This window comes from Exiguobacterium chiriqhucha RW-2, assembly GCF_000416965.1.
GTDB classification, from domain to species: domain Bacteria; phylum Bacillota; class Bacilli; order Exiguobacteriales; family Exiguobacteriaceae; genus Exiguobacterium; species Exiguobacterium chiriqhucha.
This window is the reverse complement of the sequence record NZ_ATCL01000014.1, coordinates 468899-487484: the sequence shown is the minus strand read 5'-3', so window position 1 is coordinate 487484 and position 18586 is coordinate 468899. Positions and strand designations below refer to the sequence as shown.

At 49.0% G+C, this 18586-nt stretch carries 18 protein-coding genes; all 18 read right to left on the bottom strand.

Going from position 1 to position 18586, the window contains the following annotated elements:
• Positions 1–33 precede the first annotated feature (33 nt).
• Positions 34–678, bottom strand: a complete 645-nt coding sequence (locus tag M467_RS22120) for a thioredoxin domain-containing protein (RefSeq protein ID WP_021066354.1) — start codon at positions 676–678, stop codon at positions 34–36.
• A 153-nt stretch (positions 679–831) separates the two neighbouring features.
• On the bottom strand, positions 832–1440 hold the full coding sequence (locus tag M467_RS22115; protein WP_021066353.1) for a sugar transferase: 609 nt from the start codon (positions 1438–1440) through the stop codon (positions 832–834).
• Between the two features lie 11 nt (positions 1441–1451).
• Positions 1452–2510, bottom strand: coding sequence for a dTDP-glucose 4,6-dehydratase (gene rfbB / locus M467_RS22110; protein ID WP_034797025.1), 1059 nt, complete (start codon positions 2508–2510; stop codon positions 1452–1454).
• Positions 2416–3387 (bottom strand): glucose-1-phosphate thymidylyltransferase RfbA, encoded by a 972-nt coding sequence (gene rfbA, locus M467_RS22105; protein ID WP_021066351.1) that lies wholly within the window; start codon positions 3385–3387, stop codon positions 2416–2418. The genes rfbB and rfbA overlap by 95 nt, the downstream gene beginning before the upstream one ends.
• On the bottom strand, positions 3387–4562 hold the full coding sequence (locus tag M467_RS22100; protein WP_021066350.1) for a DegT/DnrJ/EryC1/StrS family aminotransferase: 1176 nt from the start codon (positions 4560–4562) through the stop codon (positions 3387–3389). The genes rfbA and M467_RS22100 overlap by 1 nt, the downstream gene beginning before the upstream one ends.
• A gap of 10 nt (positions 4563–4572) precedes the next feature.
• Entirely contained in the window at positions 4573–5289 is a 717-nt protein-coding gene (locus M467_RS22095) for a WbqC family protein (RefSeq protein ID WP_021066349.1), read from the bottom strand.
• A 12-nt stretch (positions 5290–5301) separates the two neighbouring features.
• Positions 5302–6432, bottom strand: coding sequence for a glycosyltransferase family 4 protein (locus M467_RS22090; RefSeq protein ID WP_021066348.1), 1131 nt, complete (start codon positions 6430–6432; stop codon positions 5302–5304).
• Complete coding sequence (gene wecB, locus M467_RS22085; RefSeq protein WP_021066347.1) at positions 6429–7586, bottom strand: non-hydrolyzing UDP-N-acetylglucosamine 2-epimerase; 1158 nt, start codon at positions 7584–7586, stop codon at positions 6429–6431. Before wecB ends, M467_RS22090 begins: the two co-directional genes overlap by 4 nt.
• Positions 7513–8697: a polysaccharide biosynthesis C-terminal domain-containing protein gene (locus M467_RS22080; RefSeq protein WP_021066346.1), complete on the bottom strand. Its 1185-nt coding sequence runs from the start codon at positions 8695–8697 to the stop codon at positions 7513–7515. Before M467_RS22080 ends, wecB begins: the two co-directional genes overlap by 74 nt.
• A complete protein-coding gene (locus tag M467_RS22075) occupies positions 8694–9719 on the bottom strand; it encodes a polysaccharide biosynthesis protein (RefSeq protein WP_021066345.1) in 1026 nt (341 codons plus the stop codon). The genes M467_RS22080 and M467_RS22075 overlap by 4 nt, the downstream gene beginning before the upstream one ends.
• A gap of 192 nt (positions 9720–9911) precedes the next feature.
• Positions 9912–11453 (bottom strand): oligosaccharide flippase family protein, encoded by a 1542-nt coding sequence (locus tag M467_RS22070; RefSeq protein WP_021066344.1) that lies wholly within the window; start codon positions 11451–11453, stop codon positions 9912–9914.
• A gap of 15 nt (positions 11454–11468) precedes the next feature.
• The gene (locus M467_RS22065) at positions 11469–12533 is read right to left on the bottom strand and encodes an EpsG family protein (protein ID WP_021066343.1); all 1065 of its coding nucleotides are present in this window, start codon (positions 12531–12533) and stop codon (positions 11469–11471) included.
• Positions 12534–12553: 20 nt separating this feature from the next.
• On the bottom strand, positions 12554–13489 hold the full coding sequence (locus M467_RS22060) for a glycosyltransferase family 2 protein (protein WP_021066342.1): 936 nt from the start codon (positions 13487–13489) through the stop codon (positions 12554–12556).
• Complete coding sequence (locus M467_RS22055; protein WP_021066341.1) at positions 13432–14703, bottom strand: glycosyltransferase; 1272 nt, start codon at positions 14701–14703, stop codon at positions 13432–13434. The genes M467_RS22060 and M467_RS22055 overlap by 58 nt, the downstream gene beginning before the upstream one ends.
• Before the next feature lie 16 nt (positions 14704–14719).
• The gene (locus M467_RS22050; protein WP_021066340.1) at positions 14720–15424 is read right to left on the bottom strand and encodes a CpsD/CapB family tyrosine-protein kinase; all 705 of its coding nucleotides are present in this window, start codon (positions 15422–15424) and stop codon (positions 14720–14722) included.
• Complete coding sequence (locus tag M467_RS22045) at positions 15387–16163, bottom strand: YveK family protein (protein ID WP_021066339.1); 777 nt, start codon at positions 16161–16163, stop codon at positions 15387–15389. The genes M467_RS22050 and M467_RS22045 overlap by 38 nt, the downstream gene beginning before the upstream one ends.
• A 134-nt stretch (positions 16164–16297) precedes the next feature.
• The gene (locus M467_RS22040) at positions 16298–17455 is read right to left on the bottom strand and encodes a glycosyltransferase family 4 protein (RefSeq protein ID WP_021066338.1); all 1158 of its coding nucleotides are present in this window, start codon (positions 17453–17455) and stop codon (positions 16298–16300) included.
• A 13-nt stretch (positions 17456–17468) separates the two neighbouring features.
• Complete coding sequence (locus M467_RS31455; RefSeq protein ID WP_081637921.1) at positions 17469–18521, bottom strand: glycosyltransferase family 2 protein; 1053 nt, start codon at positions 18519–18521, stop codon at positions 17469–17471.
• Positions 18522–18586 lie beyond the last annotated feature (65 nt).

The following is an 18586-nucleotide window of genomic DNA, read 5'->3' as shown; positions in this document are numbered from 1 at the left end:
TGCAACCCCTCGTCCCGCGACGAGGGGTTATTTTTAGTCTTCCGGTACCTCGACTTCGTCGCCCGCTTCGATGGTGCCGTTCATGACGTGTTCCATTTCCTCCAAACTGAACGCGTCTACGAGCTGGATACCGTCGACGTACACCGTCGGCACGTACTTGACGCCGAAGTCGCGCGTGAACAGCCGTGAGTTTTGGATGCCGATATCGACGTGGTTCTCAAGCAGTTCGTCCACATTCAGGTTGAACTCAGAGGCGATTTTTTGGACATGGGTTTCCGTCCCGAAGCCGTCCGACCCCGAGTCGTGTCCGATGGCGCGCTGCACTTCATAGTAGCGGTCCGGGATGAGCCGTTCCACGTTATAATCCACGTTCGCGAGCAGTTGCGACTGTTCGTTCAACAGGACGAGCGGCTGTCCTTTGAACGTCGCCTCGCCCGCGTCAAGCCAGCGCTCCTCGATTTCCGGCAGTACCTCTTCCATCCACTTCTTACACCACGGACAGCTGTAGTCGAAGAGGAACACGATCTCATGCTCGCCTTCCCCGAGCACGACTTTTTCTTCGAGTGGGAGCTCGTAGGCCGTATATGTATGGATTTTCGTCGAGTCGACGGCCTCGCTTTGACTGCATGCCGTCAGAATCAGGATGAGTCCGACGAATAAGAACAGGAATCGTTTCATGTATAAACCTCCATTTGCTCAATTATTCACATATTTAGTTATAACATGTCGGGTCGACAGACTCGAGTGACGTTCTGGTGAAGTTCGTCAAAAGAAATGGCACACAAGAAAACGAGCGGACACATGCCCACTCGCTTCAGTTGACAACACATTTCATCTTTCATTCCCCATAAACGCCTCCATCGTCGCCGCCGTGTCTGACGAGATGCCATCCTTCTTCAAGACTTTACCGACCGTCTGCAGGATGATTTTCCAGTCGTTGAGGAACGTGACGTTGTCGACGTACTTCACGTCGAGCGCGAAACGTTCTGACCACGATAAGCGGTTCCGTCCGCTCACTTGTGCGAGCCCAGTCAGTCCGGGACGGACATCGTGACGTCGGCGTTGCTCATCGTTATAACGTGGTAAATATTCGACTAGCAATGGGCGCGGTCCGACAATCGCAATGTCGCCTTTGACGATATTGAGCAGGCTCGGTAGCTCATCTAGACTGAGCGACCGGAGCGTCTGCCCGAACGGGGTCAAACGTACCTCGTCCGGCAACAAATCGCCATGTTCATCCCGCTCATCCGTCATCGTCCGAAACTTCACCATCTCGAAGATGACGCCGTCCTTACCAGGCCGTTTTTGTTTGAACAACACCGGTCCACCGATTTTCCACTTGATGAGACCCGCAATCGTCAGAAGAACAGGACTTAAAACGAGTAACGAAACCGTCGCAAGGATTGCGTCTTGTGGACGCTTCACCAAACGTTCGTACATGGTAATCCCTCCTATCTGAACGAAGAATACATCGAGTCGTAATAGGTTTGATACGCACCGGATACGATTCGTTCAATCCATTCAGGATGTTCCACATACCACTGAATCGTTTCGGCGATTCCGTCTTCAAACCGATATCGTGGGGTCCAGCCCAATTCATCGGCCATCTTGGTCGCGTCGATCGCATAGCGTCGATCATGCCCCGGACGATCTTTGACGAATTGAATCAATTCTTCTGACTGACCGAACGCGTTGATGATGATTTGCACGAGCTCCAAGTTCGTCTTTTCATTATGACCGCCGATATTGTACACTTCGCCGAAGCGCCCATGTTCTCGAACGACATCGATGGCTTCACAATGATCGCTTACATGAAGCCAGTCTCGAATCTGTTGCCCGTCTCCATAGACTGGCAATGGCAGATTCGACATACAGTTATGAATCATGAGCGGAATGAGTTTCTCTGGGAATTGATACGGCCCATAGTTATTGCTGCATCGGGTCGTCTTGACCGGCAATCCATATGTCTCGTAATAGGCTCGAACGAGTAAATCAGAGCTTGCTTTCGAGGCGGAATATGGACTATTCGGAGCGATGGATGAGTCTTCGGTGAAATAACCAGTCACTCCGAGTGACCCGTACACTTCGTCGGTCGACACATGGACGAAACAGACGCCTTCCTTATACTCCCGGCTATATTTATCATCGGGGGCCACTTTCCAATGTCGCATCGCCATGTCGAGCAACACCTGCGTCCCGAGAATGTTTGTCGTCAAAAACAACTCGGGCTCGGTGATACTCCGATCGACGTGTGATTCTGCAGCGAAGTGAACGACTTCATCCACGTCATATGCTTGAAACAACTGTTCAATTGCTTGACGGTCACGAATATCAACCTTTTCGAAATGATAAAGCGGATCTGCTTCGAACTCGCGCAAGTTCTCCAAGTTCCCTGCATAGGTGAGCACATCGACGTTAAGAATGCGGTACGTCGGATGTTTTACCCGTAAGTGTTTTATGAAATTTGAACCGATGAACCCGGCTCCGCCAGTCACTAGAATCGTTCGCATCCGTTCTCTCCCCTTCCTCGACGAGTGATAAGAGATATTGTCCATAATCCGTCATCTTGAGCGTCAAACCGATATCTTTCAACTCATCTCTTGTGATGAACCCGCGACGCCAAGCGATTTCCTCGAGACAGGCGATGTAATAGCCTTGCCGTTCTTGTACCGTTTGAACGAACACAGCTGCTTTGATCATGCCTTCTGGTGTGCCGGTATCGAGCCAGGCCATTCCGCGGCCGAACAAAACGACGTTCAACTCGCCGCGTTCCAGATACATATTATTGATTGACGTGATTTCGAGTTCTCCTCGTGCAGAAGGCTCAACACGTTTGGCGAACTCCACGACTTGATTGTCGTAAAAGTAAAGTCCTGGGACCGCATAGTTCGATTTTGGTTCAGCCGGTTTTTCTTCAATCGAGACAACTCGATTTTGTGAATCAAATTCAACGACTCCAAACGCCCGTGGATCTTTTACCGGATAGCCAAAGACGGTCGCTCCTTGTTTTTTCGATTGTGCGTGTTTCAAGAATCGAGTTAAATCCGGTCCGTAGAAAACGTTATCCCCCAAGATGAGACAGACCGAGTCGTCACCGATGAAGTCAGCTCCTAAAATAAACGCATCTGCTAGTCCGACCGGCTTGGTCTGCACTTTATACGAGATGTCGATACCGAGTTGATGCCCGTCCCCGAACAATCGCTCGTATCCACCAATGTCTTGCGGAGTCGAAATGAGCAGAATCTCCCGAATACCTGCGAGCATCAACACGGACATTGGATAGTAAATCAACGGCTTGTCGTAGATTGGTAACAGTTGTTTCGAGACGGCCTTCGTCATCGGATAGAGGCGCGTTCCATTCCCACCCGCTAATATAATCCCTTTCATCACTTCATCACCCTTTCTTGAATCGTGGCACAAATCCGGGTTACATCTTCTGTAGTAAGGTCTGGGTAAAGTGGAAGTGTCAGTACACGTTCGGCAATCGTGCGGGCAACGGGTGTGCGACGGCTCGCGAAACGATTATGATTCCACGCATAATCCGTTACGAGCGGATAGAAGTACTTTCGAGTGAAGATTCCTTCTTTCGCCAGGGCGTCATGCAGTTCATCCCGTCGATTTTCTTCTGCTGTGAAAATGATGGGATAGTACGAATGGTTCGTCTCGACACCTTCTTGAGGTGTCAGAATCCGAATTCCTGGAATGTTCTTGAGTAATTCGTCATATAGCTCGCGCACTTGCTTCCGCCGCGCGATCGTCTCATCAATACGACGCAAGTTGCATAGCCCCATCGCTGCTTGGAACTCGTTCATCTTGGCGTTCCCGCCCGTCACTTCCACCGTTTCTGGTCCGGTGATGCCAAAGTTTTTCAATTGGTCGAAACGATGTTTCAGTGCCGGATCATTGTATGTCAGAGCCCCGCCTTCGATGGTATGGAATACTTTCGTGGCGTGGAAACTGAACATCGAGACGTCTCCGAACGTTCCGATTCCTCGTCCGTTCACTTTGACGCCGAACGTATGGGCCGCGTCATAAATCACTTTCAAGTTGTGTCGTTTGGCAATCGCTTCGATGGCCTCAACATCACATACATTTCCGTATACATGGACAGGAAGGATGGCTGAAGTTTTGGGTGTAATCAGATGTTCTAGTTTTGTAGCATCGAGCGTAAAGTCATCTGATCGGATATCTCCATAAACGGGTGTTAGCCCTTTACGAATCAGTGCATGACTTGTCGAAGCAAAAGTAAAAGGCGTCGTAATGACCTCACCTGTCAATCCGAGTGCTTCAATCGCCGTCTCGAGCGCCAAGTGCCCGTTCGTGAACAGTGACACGTGTTCTACATCCAAATACTCAATCAGCTCCTGTTCAAGTTGCTGATGTTTGGTGCCGTTGTTCGTCAACCATCCTGACTCCCATATGTCACGAATCTCATCCGTATATTCTTCAAAGGAGGGAAGTACGGATTTGGTGACCGGAATAGCTGTCGGTTTGCGGTCAGGCTTGTTCACTACTGGACGAACCGGGAATGCGGCGGATTGGATATCGATGATGTGTAGCATAAGGCACCTCCTAGGTCACTTGGCGATTCGAGACGAGTGCGTAACGTTCAAGGATGAGCTGGATTTCCTGTTTGGGACAATGCATCATCACGTCGATGATGGACAGATTCGCTTGAAACGGACATGATTCTTGATGGTAAATGATTGGCTCGGTCTCGATGAATGATAAATCGATTCCCGCCTGTTCGAACACCTCGGTATCGTACAAGTCCATTCCGTTGATGGCATTCACGTAATGCGTCGCCCTCAAATGCTCACATATATTGAGGATTCTCGCTTGGCCCTTCAATCCAACCCCAGCGTTCAATTCTGACGAGAGAATGAATGTCGTTGAAATGCCGAGGTACCGAGCGACTTCCTCGATGCTGTATGCCAAATATTTCCCGACGTTTCGCTCGGGATGACGAATCACGCGTTCGAGTAACGGGAAGACGTGTTCAAATTGAGGGGCTTTGTGATAGGCGTGTCGCAACAACTTCAACTGTTGTTCAACGATTTCGTCTGGTTGCGAACGCTCATGGTCGCAAATCAAACGATTCTGGCTCATCTTCTGAATGGGTAAGGTGATCGGATGAGGATTTCCGTCAATCAGAATCCGATTGCGATGAATCCAACCCTTTTTGATGAAATGAACGTCGTCATACACAACGAACGTATCAACCGCATGAATCAATTGGAAGTACCCGATATATGGGAAGAAGTAAGGCTGCATAATGGCCACGTTCATGACATTTCTCCTTTACGAAATAATCTGTTTCGCACGCAACGTGTCATAGTACCCTTTTGCTGTGACATCGTTACGGTGGAACTTGACGAGTTCCCGCGATAACATACCATGTTCGATGAGACGCTCCGGATGTTCGAGGTATTGTTCAATCCCTCGTTCAATCGATTCGACCGTGACGCCACACATATAGCAATTCTTACCGTCTACGGAATGATGGGAGACGTTGTTGATTTGATCGCTGATGACGACCCCCATGCCCGAGGCTCTCGCTTCGATGATAGTCCCATTCCCGTTCGAATACGTTGCCGGCAGTACCAAAATGTCCGCTTGTTCATACACTTTCGGCATCTCATCCCACGCCCGAATCTCATCTAAGAAGTGGACGTTCTTCAAATCGTGTTCTGCGATGTAGGCTTTACACGCCTCGAGCTGTTGCCCCGAATTGTTCAAATAGAGTTCGAGGGAATAGCGTTTTGATAAGTTCCGATACGCTTCTAGCACGAGTAGTGGTTGATAGCGTTCGACGAGTCGATTCGCAAACAATAGTTTGAATGTATCGCCCTGCTGTTTCCGTCTCAATCCATGATCGAAGTACGCATCAATGTCTTGGGCATACGTCGCATGTACGACTTTATTAGGGTCAAACCCGAGTTGGTGTTTGAATTGCTCCACTGCTACCGTCCCCATCCCGAAGTAGAGGTCAGCGTCCTTGAACATCCAGTGCAACAGCTTCGTTTTGTATGGATTATCCTGCGGATTCGTCAGCCGGTCAGACGGATCGTCGTCATTTTGTAGCGGTCGAAGCGGCTCACTCATAATGACGGTTTTGATGCCGAACAGTTTCGCGATTCTCACGATGGCAGCATGTCCCGCCATGAACCCGCCGAGTAGGATGACGTCTGGTTTGAAACGAATCAACTCTGGGATCAAGCCGAGTGAGAGATAGCCAATCTTCGGAAACCACTTCGAATATTTCAACACCTGACATTTATCACCGAGTGGGATTTTCCACCAGTCTGGCCGATTTTGATCTAGATATTCGTAAAACCAAAATTCAGAGTCAAAGTACTCTTCCAAGGCGTAGCACAGCTTCACCTGATAAGGAGAAGCGATGTTTCCGATAAAAACGAGTTTTTGTTTCATCGTTCACCCTCCTTTACAGTTTGGCGTGGATCCGTTGTACCTTTCCATACTTCGCGTCGGACGTAGTCCGTATACGAAATCAAAATCCGCACCACTTTGTCAGAGACGTTTGGCATGCTGTAATCACTGACGATGCGAGGCCGCTCTTGTTGCATGACGACCGATAACCCTTGTAAGATTCGCTCTGTTTCGAGACCAACCATCAGCACGGCCCCTTCTTCCATCGCTTCCGGCCGTTCGTGTGTCTCACGGATATTCAACCCTCGCAACCCAAGAATCGAAGACTCCTCGCTAATCGTCCCACTGTCACTGAGCACCGCCTTGGCGTGCAGTTGAAGGTGATTGTAATCGACAAACCCCAACGGCTTGAGAAGTCGAATCAACGGATGGAACGAGACGTTCAGTTCATGGATTCGCTTCATCGTCCGAGGATGAGTGCTGACGATGACAGGCAGTCCATATTGCGCTGCAATGGCATTTAAACTGTCGACGAGTGCGAGAAAGTGTTGATCAGAGTTAACATTTTCTTCGCGATGCGCCGAAACGATGAAGTAGTTGTCAGGGCTCAATTCGAGTCGATCGAGTACATCGGAGTTTTCAATCGCCTCTCGTTTAGACATCAATACCTCGAACATCGGGCTCCCCGTCTTGATGATTCGTTCTGCCGGAAGCCCTTCGCGGAGAAGATATTCACGAGCGATATCGCTGTACGTTAAATTCACGTCCGCCGTATGATCGACAATCTTCCGATTGATTTCTTCCGGGACGCGTTGATCGAAGCAACGGTTCCCTGCCTCCATATGGAAAATCGGGATTTTCCGTCGTTTGGCTGCGATTGCCGCGAGACAAGAGTTCGTATCTCCGAGAATCAACACCGCGTCCGGACGTTCAAGCTCGAGGACTGGATCGACTTGGATGAGAATGTTGCCGATCGTCTCGATTGGACTGCCCGTTGCCGAATTGAGGAAGTAATCTGGTTTTCGCAAGGAGAAATCTTGGAAAAACACTTCATTCAATTCATAATCATAATTCTGTCCCGTATGCACAAGGACATGCTCGATGGCCTCAGAGTGTTCCAGTTTATGAATAACGGCCGACAGGCGTATGATTTCGGGACGCGTCCCGACGATGGTCATCACTTTGAGTCGTTTCATCTTGCACCTCCATAAAGTATGTGTCCGGGTTGTTCGAATCATAGGCCTCATTCACCCACATGACGGTCACCAAGTCGGTCGTTCCGATGTTTTCAATGTTGTGCGTATAGCCGATCGGGATATCGAGCACACGCATCATCTCTCCCGTGACGTGATACGTATGGACCTCGCTCTCTCCGACCTTGCGGAAACGAATCAACGCCTCGCCGCTGACCACGAGGAACTTCTCATTTTTCGTGTGGTGCCAGTGGTTCCCTTTCGTGATTCCGGGCTTGGCCACGTTAATGGACACTTGCCCTCGGTCGGGCGTCCGTATGAATTCAGTGAACGATCCGCGTGCATCTTCATTCAATTTCAAGTCATAAGCGAAGCGGTCGACAGGTAAGTAACTGAGGTACGTACTGTACAGCTGCTTGGTAAACGCATCATCGAGTTGCGGGACGGTCAAGCTCCGTCGACTCTCTTTGAACACCTGTAACAGGTCGGCAATCCGGCCGAGCTCGATTGGCGGATGGACCGCAACGTCTTCCTCAAACACAGCATGCGTTTTTACATTGGCATCTAGTAAGTGGACTAACGCATCGAGCACGTCATCGATGTACGCCAGTTGCACGGTCCGTGTCGGGTCATGGATTTCTAACGGTAAGTCGCGAGCGGCCCGATAACAGAACGTCGCGACGACACTGTTATAGTTCGGTCGTCCCCACTTGCCGAATAAATTTGGGAAACGGAACAGATAGATAGTGCGTCCCGTTTTCTCATGTTCCTGTTTTAAGATGTTCTCTGCAGCGAGTTTACTGCGACCGTATGGATTATCTTGCGTCGCTTGAATCGAGGAAGCGAACATGATTGATGCATCATTCTCATAAGACGCCAACGATGCAATCAATCGTTCCGTGAACCCGGTGTTCCCTTCCTCAAAGTCGGTTTCCACTTCAGATCGGTTCACTCCGGCCAAGTGATAGACGAACTCGGCATGTTGGCAATATCGTTGAAATTCGGCTTCTGACGTATTGCGCGTGGATGAGAATACTTCGTAACCTCGTGCGGTTAACTCAGCGACTAGATTTTTGCCGATGAATCCAGTTGCTCCGGTGACAAGAATCTTCATGATACTTTCACCCAGCTCGCGAGTTCTTGTTGAATGTAGGGTAGTGTCAATAACAGCTGTTTCACTTGTTCCACGTTCAACTGTTCCGTATTGGCCGAGTTGTATTCGCCCTCGACGGTGAGGCGCTTGCTACCTTCGTTGAAATATTTATCGTAGTTCAAGTCGCGCGTATCAGCTGGGACACGGTAGAAACCGCCCATGTCTTCTGCGACGACATTCTCTTCTCGTGTCAACAGCGTCTCGTATGACTTCTCGCCGTGACGCGTGCCGATGACTTTGATCGGATTGTTCGCACCGAACAGCTCGAGCAACGCCTGCGCCAACACGCCGATGGTCGAGGCCGGCGATTTTTGAACCATAATGTCTCCCGCATGTGCGTTTTTAAAAGCGAAGACGACGAGTTCGACGGCATCCTCAAGACTCATCAAGAAGCGGGTCATGAACGGATCCGTCACGGTGAGCGGCTCGCCACGTTTGATTTGGTCGACGAACAACGGGATCACCGAGCCTCTTGAGGCCATTACGTTTCCATAGCGCGTCCCACAAATCAGTGTCTGCTCTGGACCGACCGCTTTCGCTTTGGCGACGAACACTTTCTCCATCATCGCCTTGGAGATTCCCATCGCGTTGATCGGATAGGCCGCCTTGTCCGTTGACAGACAAATCACTTTTTGGACGTTCTGTTCAATCGCTGCGTTCAACACGTTATCCGTACCGAGCACGTTCGTTTTAACCGCCTCGAGCGGGAAAAATTCGCACGATGGCACTTGTTTCAATGCTGCCGCATGAAAGACGTAATCGACGCCATACATCGCGTTACGGACGCTGTTAATATCTCGTACATCACCGATATAAAACTTGAGTTTGTCGTCATGATAGAGCTTCCGCATATCATCTTGTTTCTTCTCATCCCGTGAAAAGATACGGATCTCTTTAATATCAGTTTTCAGGAAACGCTGCATGACGGCGTTTCCGAATGAACCTGTTCCTCCAGTGATCAATAACGTCTTGTCTTTAAACATTGCAAATCCTCTCCTTTGTCATGATGTCAGTTGCTTCTAAAGGTGATGGGAAAGTTGAGTTGGAAACAATTGCAATGACGTTGATACTAACGTGTTACCCGACTCTTTGTGAGAATAGAAAAGAAATGTTTATCATTTTTTTGAAAGATGACATGTCTAATGTTTGTATCTCATGAAAAAAGACACCCTTGCTCAGGGTGCCTTCGTTGCATGGCGGACAAATCCACGCAATAATTCTTTTTCGTCATCCCGAAACGTGAAGACCCACAGAAAGATAAAGTAGACGAGACCGAGCACAACAGCTTTAAAGAGGAAGTGCAGGAGCGAATCGACAGGTAGATATCGTTGGAGCAAGAAGCCAGAAATCCCTAGAAAAATCAAGGCCGGTGCAAGCTTCACATGACATTCGTAGAAGAATCTCCACATGCTCAATTTTAATACGCGAATATACACCATGTTCATGAAAATCACAGTGCCGACCAAGTTACCGACTAAAATGGCGCTTGCAGCACCGATTGCACCATACTGCGGTGACAAGATCAGCGATAGAATCACACTGACCGTCGCGACAATGAGCGACGCGAACGCCCGGTACTTGATTTGATTGAGCGCAATCAATGTCGTATAGGCAATTTCTTGCGTCAACGTGATGATACCAGGAAGAATGAGTAATAATGCCACTACATAAGAGGGAAAGAAGTCTGGCCCGACCCAAAGTCCGATGAACTCCCGGCCCATCGTCGCAAAGTTGATGATAATCAAGCCGACGATGTATAACTGAATCCGCCCTACGCGGATGAGCAGATTGTCCAGTTCGGCCTGACGATTAAACGTGGTCATCCGCGTGACTTTCGGCAGGAACAGTGACCCGATCGCCGAGGAAATGGTCCAGACGTAACCTTCGATCACCATCCCAATCGAGAACAAGGCGATGGAGGCACTGCTCGCCAAAGCCCCGAGGATGGTCGGTGTGATGTTTAAAATGAAGCGCTGCGCGATGGCAATCACGGTCGTCCACGAGGAGAACGTGAAGATGTCTCGGTACATCGAACGGCTGTTATGCAAAAAATCAATCGCCGTCTCTGTTTTACGCATGAGATAGATTCCTTTGCCGATAATAATTGACAGACCGACAAGCGCATTAACGAAGACAAGCGCATACAAGCCAAATCCGAATAGGAGCGCACCGACCATCAAGACGACCGTCGATACTTTCTCAATCAAGTTGAACCAGTTGAGGACAACGAATCGTTCATTCGCGATAAAAATCCCGTTGAACGGTTTGGTCGGAAACAAGACGACGATGTAAAAGCCAACCATGATATATAGCACTTGAAGCGTCTCAATCTCACCAGGAGATAAACTCGCATAAATCGTGTCGATCATCATATACACACCAATGAGTACGACCCCAATCAACAGCGCGATGCCTATGAAAAGTTTGAACGCGACCCCGAGAAAGCGAGACGCCCCTTCCGTATCCCCGAGGGCGTGGTATTTTGACAGGAACCGCGACACCGCCGCCTCTAACCCGAAATCCATCGCAAAGATGCTGACGAGCGACAGCGACAACATGTAGAGCCCGTAGTTCGCCTTCCCAATCTCCGCAATCATCCACGGGGTGTAAAACAGACCCGCCAGGATATTGAATCCGATGGCGACGTAAGACATAAGCACGCCAATCTTGATTTGCCGAGAGCTTTTTTGTTCATCAAATTCCACTTTCGTCGTCACCAGATTCCCCTCCTCTTATTTTTGTTGCCAAAAGAACATATAAAGCGGTTCATTGCGGACAAATAAGAGCAGCAGCATCGTGATGGCAACGTAATAGACGAGCAAACGTTCTCGCCGCTCGAATGAACGGAGAAGTTCAGGAATCAGTAGCATGACGAAGATTGAAAAGTACTGGACAATTCGCATCATCGAAGGGTTGATGAACGTTAATGGTAGGAAGCAAAGCGCCAACAGTAACGCATTTAAGTAGTGAGTTACGTTCGGATTGACCGCAATCATTTGTTCACGACGCCAAAGCGAGACAATCGTGATTAAAATCAAAATCATGGAGAAATTGAACGTGCCTGCGCCCGTATAGTAGTCATACTCGTCATAACCGCTAATGGTACGGAAGAATTCGAAGAGTGGAACCCTAAAAACGAACAGGAATGGAATCAGCGCACCCATGAACAACAGATAGCGTGATGTAATCGTCTTCGTAGCCAAGAAATAAAACGGAAGGAAGACGAGTGCGGATTGATGAATCGTCGCTGCCAGCAACACGACACCGAGAAATGGCCAAAATCGTCTCGTTTGAATAAAGTAATAGCCGATCAACACGGCAATCGCCGTCGCAATTGTTTGGCGGATACCAGTAATGGCAAAGAACGCGTAAAACAGTGTTGAAAAAATTAGAAAACTGAGTAACGGTTCGCTAGAGTTTCGATAAATCCAAATCCCAAACGGAATCAAGAACAAGAGCGCAACCGTTAACAGGTACCACTGATAATTTTCTGTCGCCAGTTGAATTGTTTTTTGCAATAAGTAATAACCTGGATCTCTTCCGTCAGCGGCGCCAAAGAGAATGCTGACAAAATTGTCACCTAGACGTTCCCACGATATGCCTTTCGTCTCATCAAACATCCATTTGTATTGCATCGTATCGGCACCTACACTGAAATGTCGAAATCCTGATAAAAGTATCCACTGGCACGTCGCAATCGTCACAAACAGCAACTTTCCGTGCTTGATGCCATCATCACGCAGGAGGAGCGCCGCCCATGCAATCAGAAGCAACATATTAATCAAATAGATCCACATATGACCTCCTCCTTTTCCGCTTAACGATAACGAAGGTTCATCATTCCTCGATAGAGCATCAACACGCGATGATAGATGAACGAAGACGTCTGCAATTTCTTTTGTTCGAATTCACTTAAATGACGGTTCCCAGCGAAACGTTTTAATAAATCCTCTCTTACTTCAGGTTCAGCCGAGCGATAAACCGCCTTAAATACCGTTTTAATCTGAGGCGTGGTAACACTATTTTGGGCATCAAGTCGTACTAACAACTGTTCGAAAAAGCGAGCCGTCTCGATTGGCGCGAGGTCAGCTATTTTCTTCGTCTGTTGTTTTTCATGAATGCGTGTCTTCGAGTGTGGAGTCGTTGTCAATTTAAATTGATATCCTGCCAAAGCCATATCAACCCAGCACACCCAGTCCTGAATATATCGATACGTTGTTGGGAATCCTCCCACTTGTTCGAATGCTTGTTTGGGAATAAGTAACGCGCAGCCGCTCAAACAAGCTTTGAGTAAAAGGTAATCAAACATGGCCTCATCCGTGTACAACCCTTTCAACTGTCTTCTTGGACGATGGATGGGAGCCCCTGTTTCATTAATCAGTTTCGTACCACAAGACAATATATAGTTCTGAGCTTGATCACCAAGCTTCTGTAGTTCTTGGACTTGATTGTTCACCTTGTCCGGTTCATAAAGATCATCATGACTTAACCAAGAGAACCATTCACCGCGCATGTTCTCGATACCAAGATTTAGTGCGGTCGATACTCCGCCATTTGATTTTTCATAATATCGAATTTGGTTTCCAAAGCTACGGGCAATAGCCGCTGTCGCACCGCTGTCTGTCGATCCGTCGTTGACTACAATCACTTCCACACGCTCATACGTTTGAGCGAGGGCACTTTCAATTGTTTCCTTCAAATAGTCCGCTCCATTGTAGACGGGGATGACAATCGAGACGAGTGGGCGTTCCATTGTGGATTCCTCCTTTTTTCGTGGACCAAGCTTTCATACACTCCCAGATAATCCATCACTCGCTCTTCCATTGAAAAGGAGGTGCGTGCGTGCTCGACACAGGAATCCGTGTAGTGTTCCTTTCCGAGTCTTTTCATTTTTTCGATGGCAGCTATAACGGCCTCTAACCGTTGGGGCTGTATGACTTCCCCACATGTAGGTGGAACTAGCTCTGGGTTAGCTGTCGCATCGAGCACAACGACCGGCGTTCCTGAGGCCATCGCTTCCGCGGTCACTTTCCCGAATGATTCTTCGACCGATAAGTTGAGGAACACATCTGCGAGCGCATAGTAGTCAGCCAACTCCTCGATACGATTCGTTGAAGGAATATGGATCACATTCACGGGTAACGTAATGTCGGGAAGGTCTCCGACGAGCAACAATCGTGCTTCCGGCAACGCCTGTGCCACCTGTAAAAAGTCAGACAGTCCTTTCGAGTCGTCCCATGAGCTAGCGACGCCTAGTAGAACGAAACGGTTCTCTAACCCAAGCACCTCACGTAACCCTGATGTGTCCCGGGGGTAGAAAATATCGAGGTCGACCCAGTTATAAATCCGCCGAATCATCTTTGCATTACCGAGAAATGAAAATCGTGCTTCAATCGTGATCCAATCTGAGACGCCGATGACGGCTAATCGCGAGATGTTTTCGAACCATCGTTTTTTGTCCTGCCACATTTCAGCAGTCCGATCAAGACCCCAACTTGGATTATCAAGCGCAAGTCTAGGGCAGCTTCCGCATCCATCTCGCCAACGCTCACAACCGGTTCGCGTATAATGCGTGCACTTCCCGGTGTAAAACCAACAATCATGTAGCGTCAGTACCGTCGGCGTGTCAGTATGGCTGAGCCAATTAAACAATGTCTCGAAATGTATATAATTGCCGTGGAGGTTGTGCAAATGCACGACGTCAGGCTTGTACGATTCGATATAATCGATGAGTTCTGCCGTCGCCCCTTTTGAGAAATAACCTTGTTTCCCACTCAAGCGAGACAAGAGCGCATGTCGTTTTTGATCGAAGGATGAACCGATGCGGAACCCACTTCCCGTATCTGGACCTGTCGCATAAGCGACGACACTCTCATGGCCATGGGCAACCGCAACAGACGAAATCTCTTTACAAATCCGTCCCGTGCTTTTTTCTTCATGAATGGCATTGATGTGTAGAATCCGCATGGTTCTCCCTCCCTCCTTACTCGTACGTATAGGCGTAGTAGGCGTCCTTGCCGCCTCGTTCCCGCTTGTTCATAACGATTCCAAGCATGTGAGCACCAGACAAGACGAGCTGTTCTTTCGCCTTTAAGACGAGGTCGCGGTTTGAATTGTCACAACCTACGACGAGAATGGTTCCATCGGTCTCACTTGCCAACAGTCGACTGTCCGCCACGTGCATGAGTGGAGGAGCGTCCAAGATAACTAAGTCGTACTTTTCTTTCACCTCATCCAATAGTTGCTTCATCATTGGAGAAGCCAATAACTCAGATGGGTTCGGCGGAATCGGTCCCGCTGCCAGTAAATGAAGTTTTGGCACTTTCGTCATTTGAACCGCACGCTCAAACGATGTCCGTTTAGCGAGGACGGTAGACATACCGGTTTGCCCCGCTAGTTGGAATGTGAAATGCACCGTCGGCTTCCGCATATCACAGTCCATGAGCAACACCCGTTTTCCGAGCTGCGCATAGACGATGGCCAAGTTCGAAGCCGTCGTTGATTTCCCTTCACCTGGCGACGCTGACGTGACAACAATCGTCTGTAACGTCGCACCAAGTGCCGTGAACTGTAGGTTGGTCCGAATCGTTCGATACTGTTCGGCGATCGGGGATTTAGGATTTGCCAATGTGATGAGGCTACGCCCAGAATCACGATGTTTGTCTTGTCTCTTTGACAGGTGGAACATGTGGGTCATCTCCTTTCGGTTCTTTGGCAGCTTCAGCTTTTGCCTTCACCGCTTTGGGATTCATATCCCGTTTTTCAATGACCGGAATTGAACCAATCACTGGCATGGACAAAATCAGTTCTGCCTCACGTTCATCGTGAATCCGTTTATCAAACGTATGGCGGATGAGAGCAAGCGCTCCTCCGACCATGAAACCTGCAAGTAGACCAATCGCGGTGTTCATAACGAGGTTAGGAGCAATTGGATCACCGGGTACGACAGCTTCTGATAAAATGCGAACATTGTCGATGTTCATTAAATCAGGAATCTCACTCGCGAATACGCGCGTGATGACATTTGCAATTTCAGTCGCCACGACTGGATCAACGTATTGAACGACGATATTGATGACTTGCGAGTCCTCTTCACTTTCTACTAAAAGAATCTCACTGATGTCTGTCGGTGCTTCAGGCACTCTTTCTTGTACTTCGTTCAAGATGGCTGGACTGCGCATGATGACGCGGTACGTATTTACGAGCGATAGTGAAGAAGATACTTGGGCACTGTCAATCACGTTCGTACCGGCTTCTTCTTTAGGTACAATCAATACTTGTGTCGAAGCCTCATAAGTCGGTGCAATCACATACTGACTTAAATAATAGGCTGCCCCTCCTCCAATGAGCATCATCAACACGAGAAGTAAAAAGTTTTTCTTTAGGACTCCAAATATTTCTGAGAGTAACATCGTTTGACTTTTCACACGTAAGCCCTCCTTCAGACAAAGTTGCCTATACCATAATCCAATCGAGATGATGAGATCGTTCTATGTCTTTACTTCTTACCCGACGTTCTCTGCAAATCGAAAAGAAATGTCTACCATCTTTTCATGAACTATCACGTCGGCTTATCTTGAAGGAATTGAGAATAGATACGTCGCATCTCCGTCTTCGAGCGGTCGACGTCGAACGCCTTGACCGACTCACTGTTGTGGAGCCCCATCTGGTGGGACAAATCAAAATCGAGTTGCATCGTCCGGATTGCTCGAGCGAACCCTGAAGCGTCTTCCGGCGAACACTTATACCCGGTCACCCCGTCAATCGAATAGTCATTGATGCCGTGGACGTTCGACGTGATGAGCGGGAGTCCAGCAGCCATCGCCTCGAGCGCGGCCATGCCGAGCCCTTCGCGTTTCGATGGGAAAACGAAGCAATCCGAGGCCTTCATCACTTCGATGACGTCGTCCCGAAAACCGAGTAAAGCGACTTGCCGCTCGAGCCCTAGCTCCCGGATAAGCCGTTCGAGGTGGTCGTTGTTGTCACCCGTCCCGGCAATCAAATAGCGGAGCGTGGGTTCTTTTAGCGAGGCGATGGCACGGATGATCGTCTCGTGATTCTTGTTCTCGTTCAACTCGCCGACCGATAACAAGACAAAGTCGGTGTCACTGTCGATGCCGAGGCTTTTACGCTTCAACGTTCGGTCGATTGTGATTGCCTCAATCCGTTTCGTGTCGACGCCGATGCCGGGGATACGGAACGTATGTGACGTCTTGAACGTCTGTGCCCGCGAGAAGTCCTCCTCATTGATGGTGACGATTGTGTCGGTCAGACGGGCGAGCGTTCGTTCAACTGGATAATACAGCATCCAGTTGAGTGACGGGCTGCCCTTGAAAAAATGGAATCCGTGCGCCGTATACATGCATGGCGTATGCGTCTGGCGGGCGACGAGCCGACCGACGACCCCGCCGATTGGCGAGTGGCAATGGACGAAGTGATAGCGGTTCGCCGTCATGACGGCCTTCAATTGTTGATAGGCACGGACGTGACTGTTCATCCGCTTGATGTCACGCTCGAAATCGATTTGGAACAAACCGACGTTACTATCTTGTAAGTCCTGTTTAATGCGGGCAATTTTCTCAGGCGAATACATGCTGCCCCACTCGAAGTTCGTGGCGACGTCGACCTGATAGCCCATCTCTTGGAGCATACGGATATTGTCGCGGTTGAAGCTCTCGATCATCGAGACGACCGAGGCGACCATGAGCACTCGTTTCATCGTTCTCCCCTCCTCATACACGTTTCCGAAGATAATCGACACCACGCAACATCAAGACGAGCGGCACGGTCTGTTCGTGCTTACAAAGCTGGAAGAACGTCCGCCACTTCACATCGAAATGATGCATGTCCATCTGTGAATAGGCACGCTTATATTCCTCTTGCCGGAGCACTTGTTTTAGCGACTCGGCCTGGGCGAGAAGTGACTTCGGTGCAGCGAGTTCGTTCAAGCCGATGCCAATCATACTGAGGGCGATTCGATTATAGAGGGCGTGATTGTACTCCTCCCCAAGTTGATGCGTCTCAATATAGCGCATCAATATATGAAAGAACTGCAGGCGAGAGGAGATGAGGTCTTTGTGATACACACTCGTTTCCGATGTGGCATTCGTTTTTCGGTAATGATAGACCGGATAGTCAATGTAAATAAATCGCTGGCAATGCTCCAACGCTTGGATTTGAAAATACAAGTCGATGAACGTCCCGTATGGACCGCCAAACGACAAATGTTTGATGAGGTCCCGGTGATAGAGCGTGATGCAATTTGAATTGAGCGCATCCACCGTTTCCGGATGAGCGAGCTCGTCACCGACGAGTCCGAATAAACGGCGGTGAACATAGCGTCTCGTCTGCGCTGCGTCATACGACAAAAAATCCGCCTCAAAGATTCGTTTAGGGAGGGAACGGTCGGTGTATTCACGGACGTACGTGCCCATGACGGCATCGGCACGTCCTGCCTCTGCGTGCTCGACCATTAATCGAATCGCATCTAAATCGAGCCAGTCGTCACTGTCGATGAACATGATGTACTCACCTGATGCCAATTGTAGGCCACGATTTCGGCAAGAGGAGCATCCTCGATTCGTCTGACTGATGACACGCATCCGTGGATCTTTGTCGTAACTCAAGGCGATGTCGAGACTATCATCCGTACTACCATCATCGATACAAATAATTTCGAGGTGTGGATAAGTTTGATGGACAAGGCTATCAAGACATTGTCTCAAGTAGGCACTTGTGTTGTGGATGGGCACGACTAAACTGACGAGCGGGGTAAGACTTGGCATGTGGGTCACTCCTTCTAGGTTGTCATTTCATGATGTGAGTGAAAGGCGATGATTCTATCCTCGTT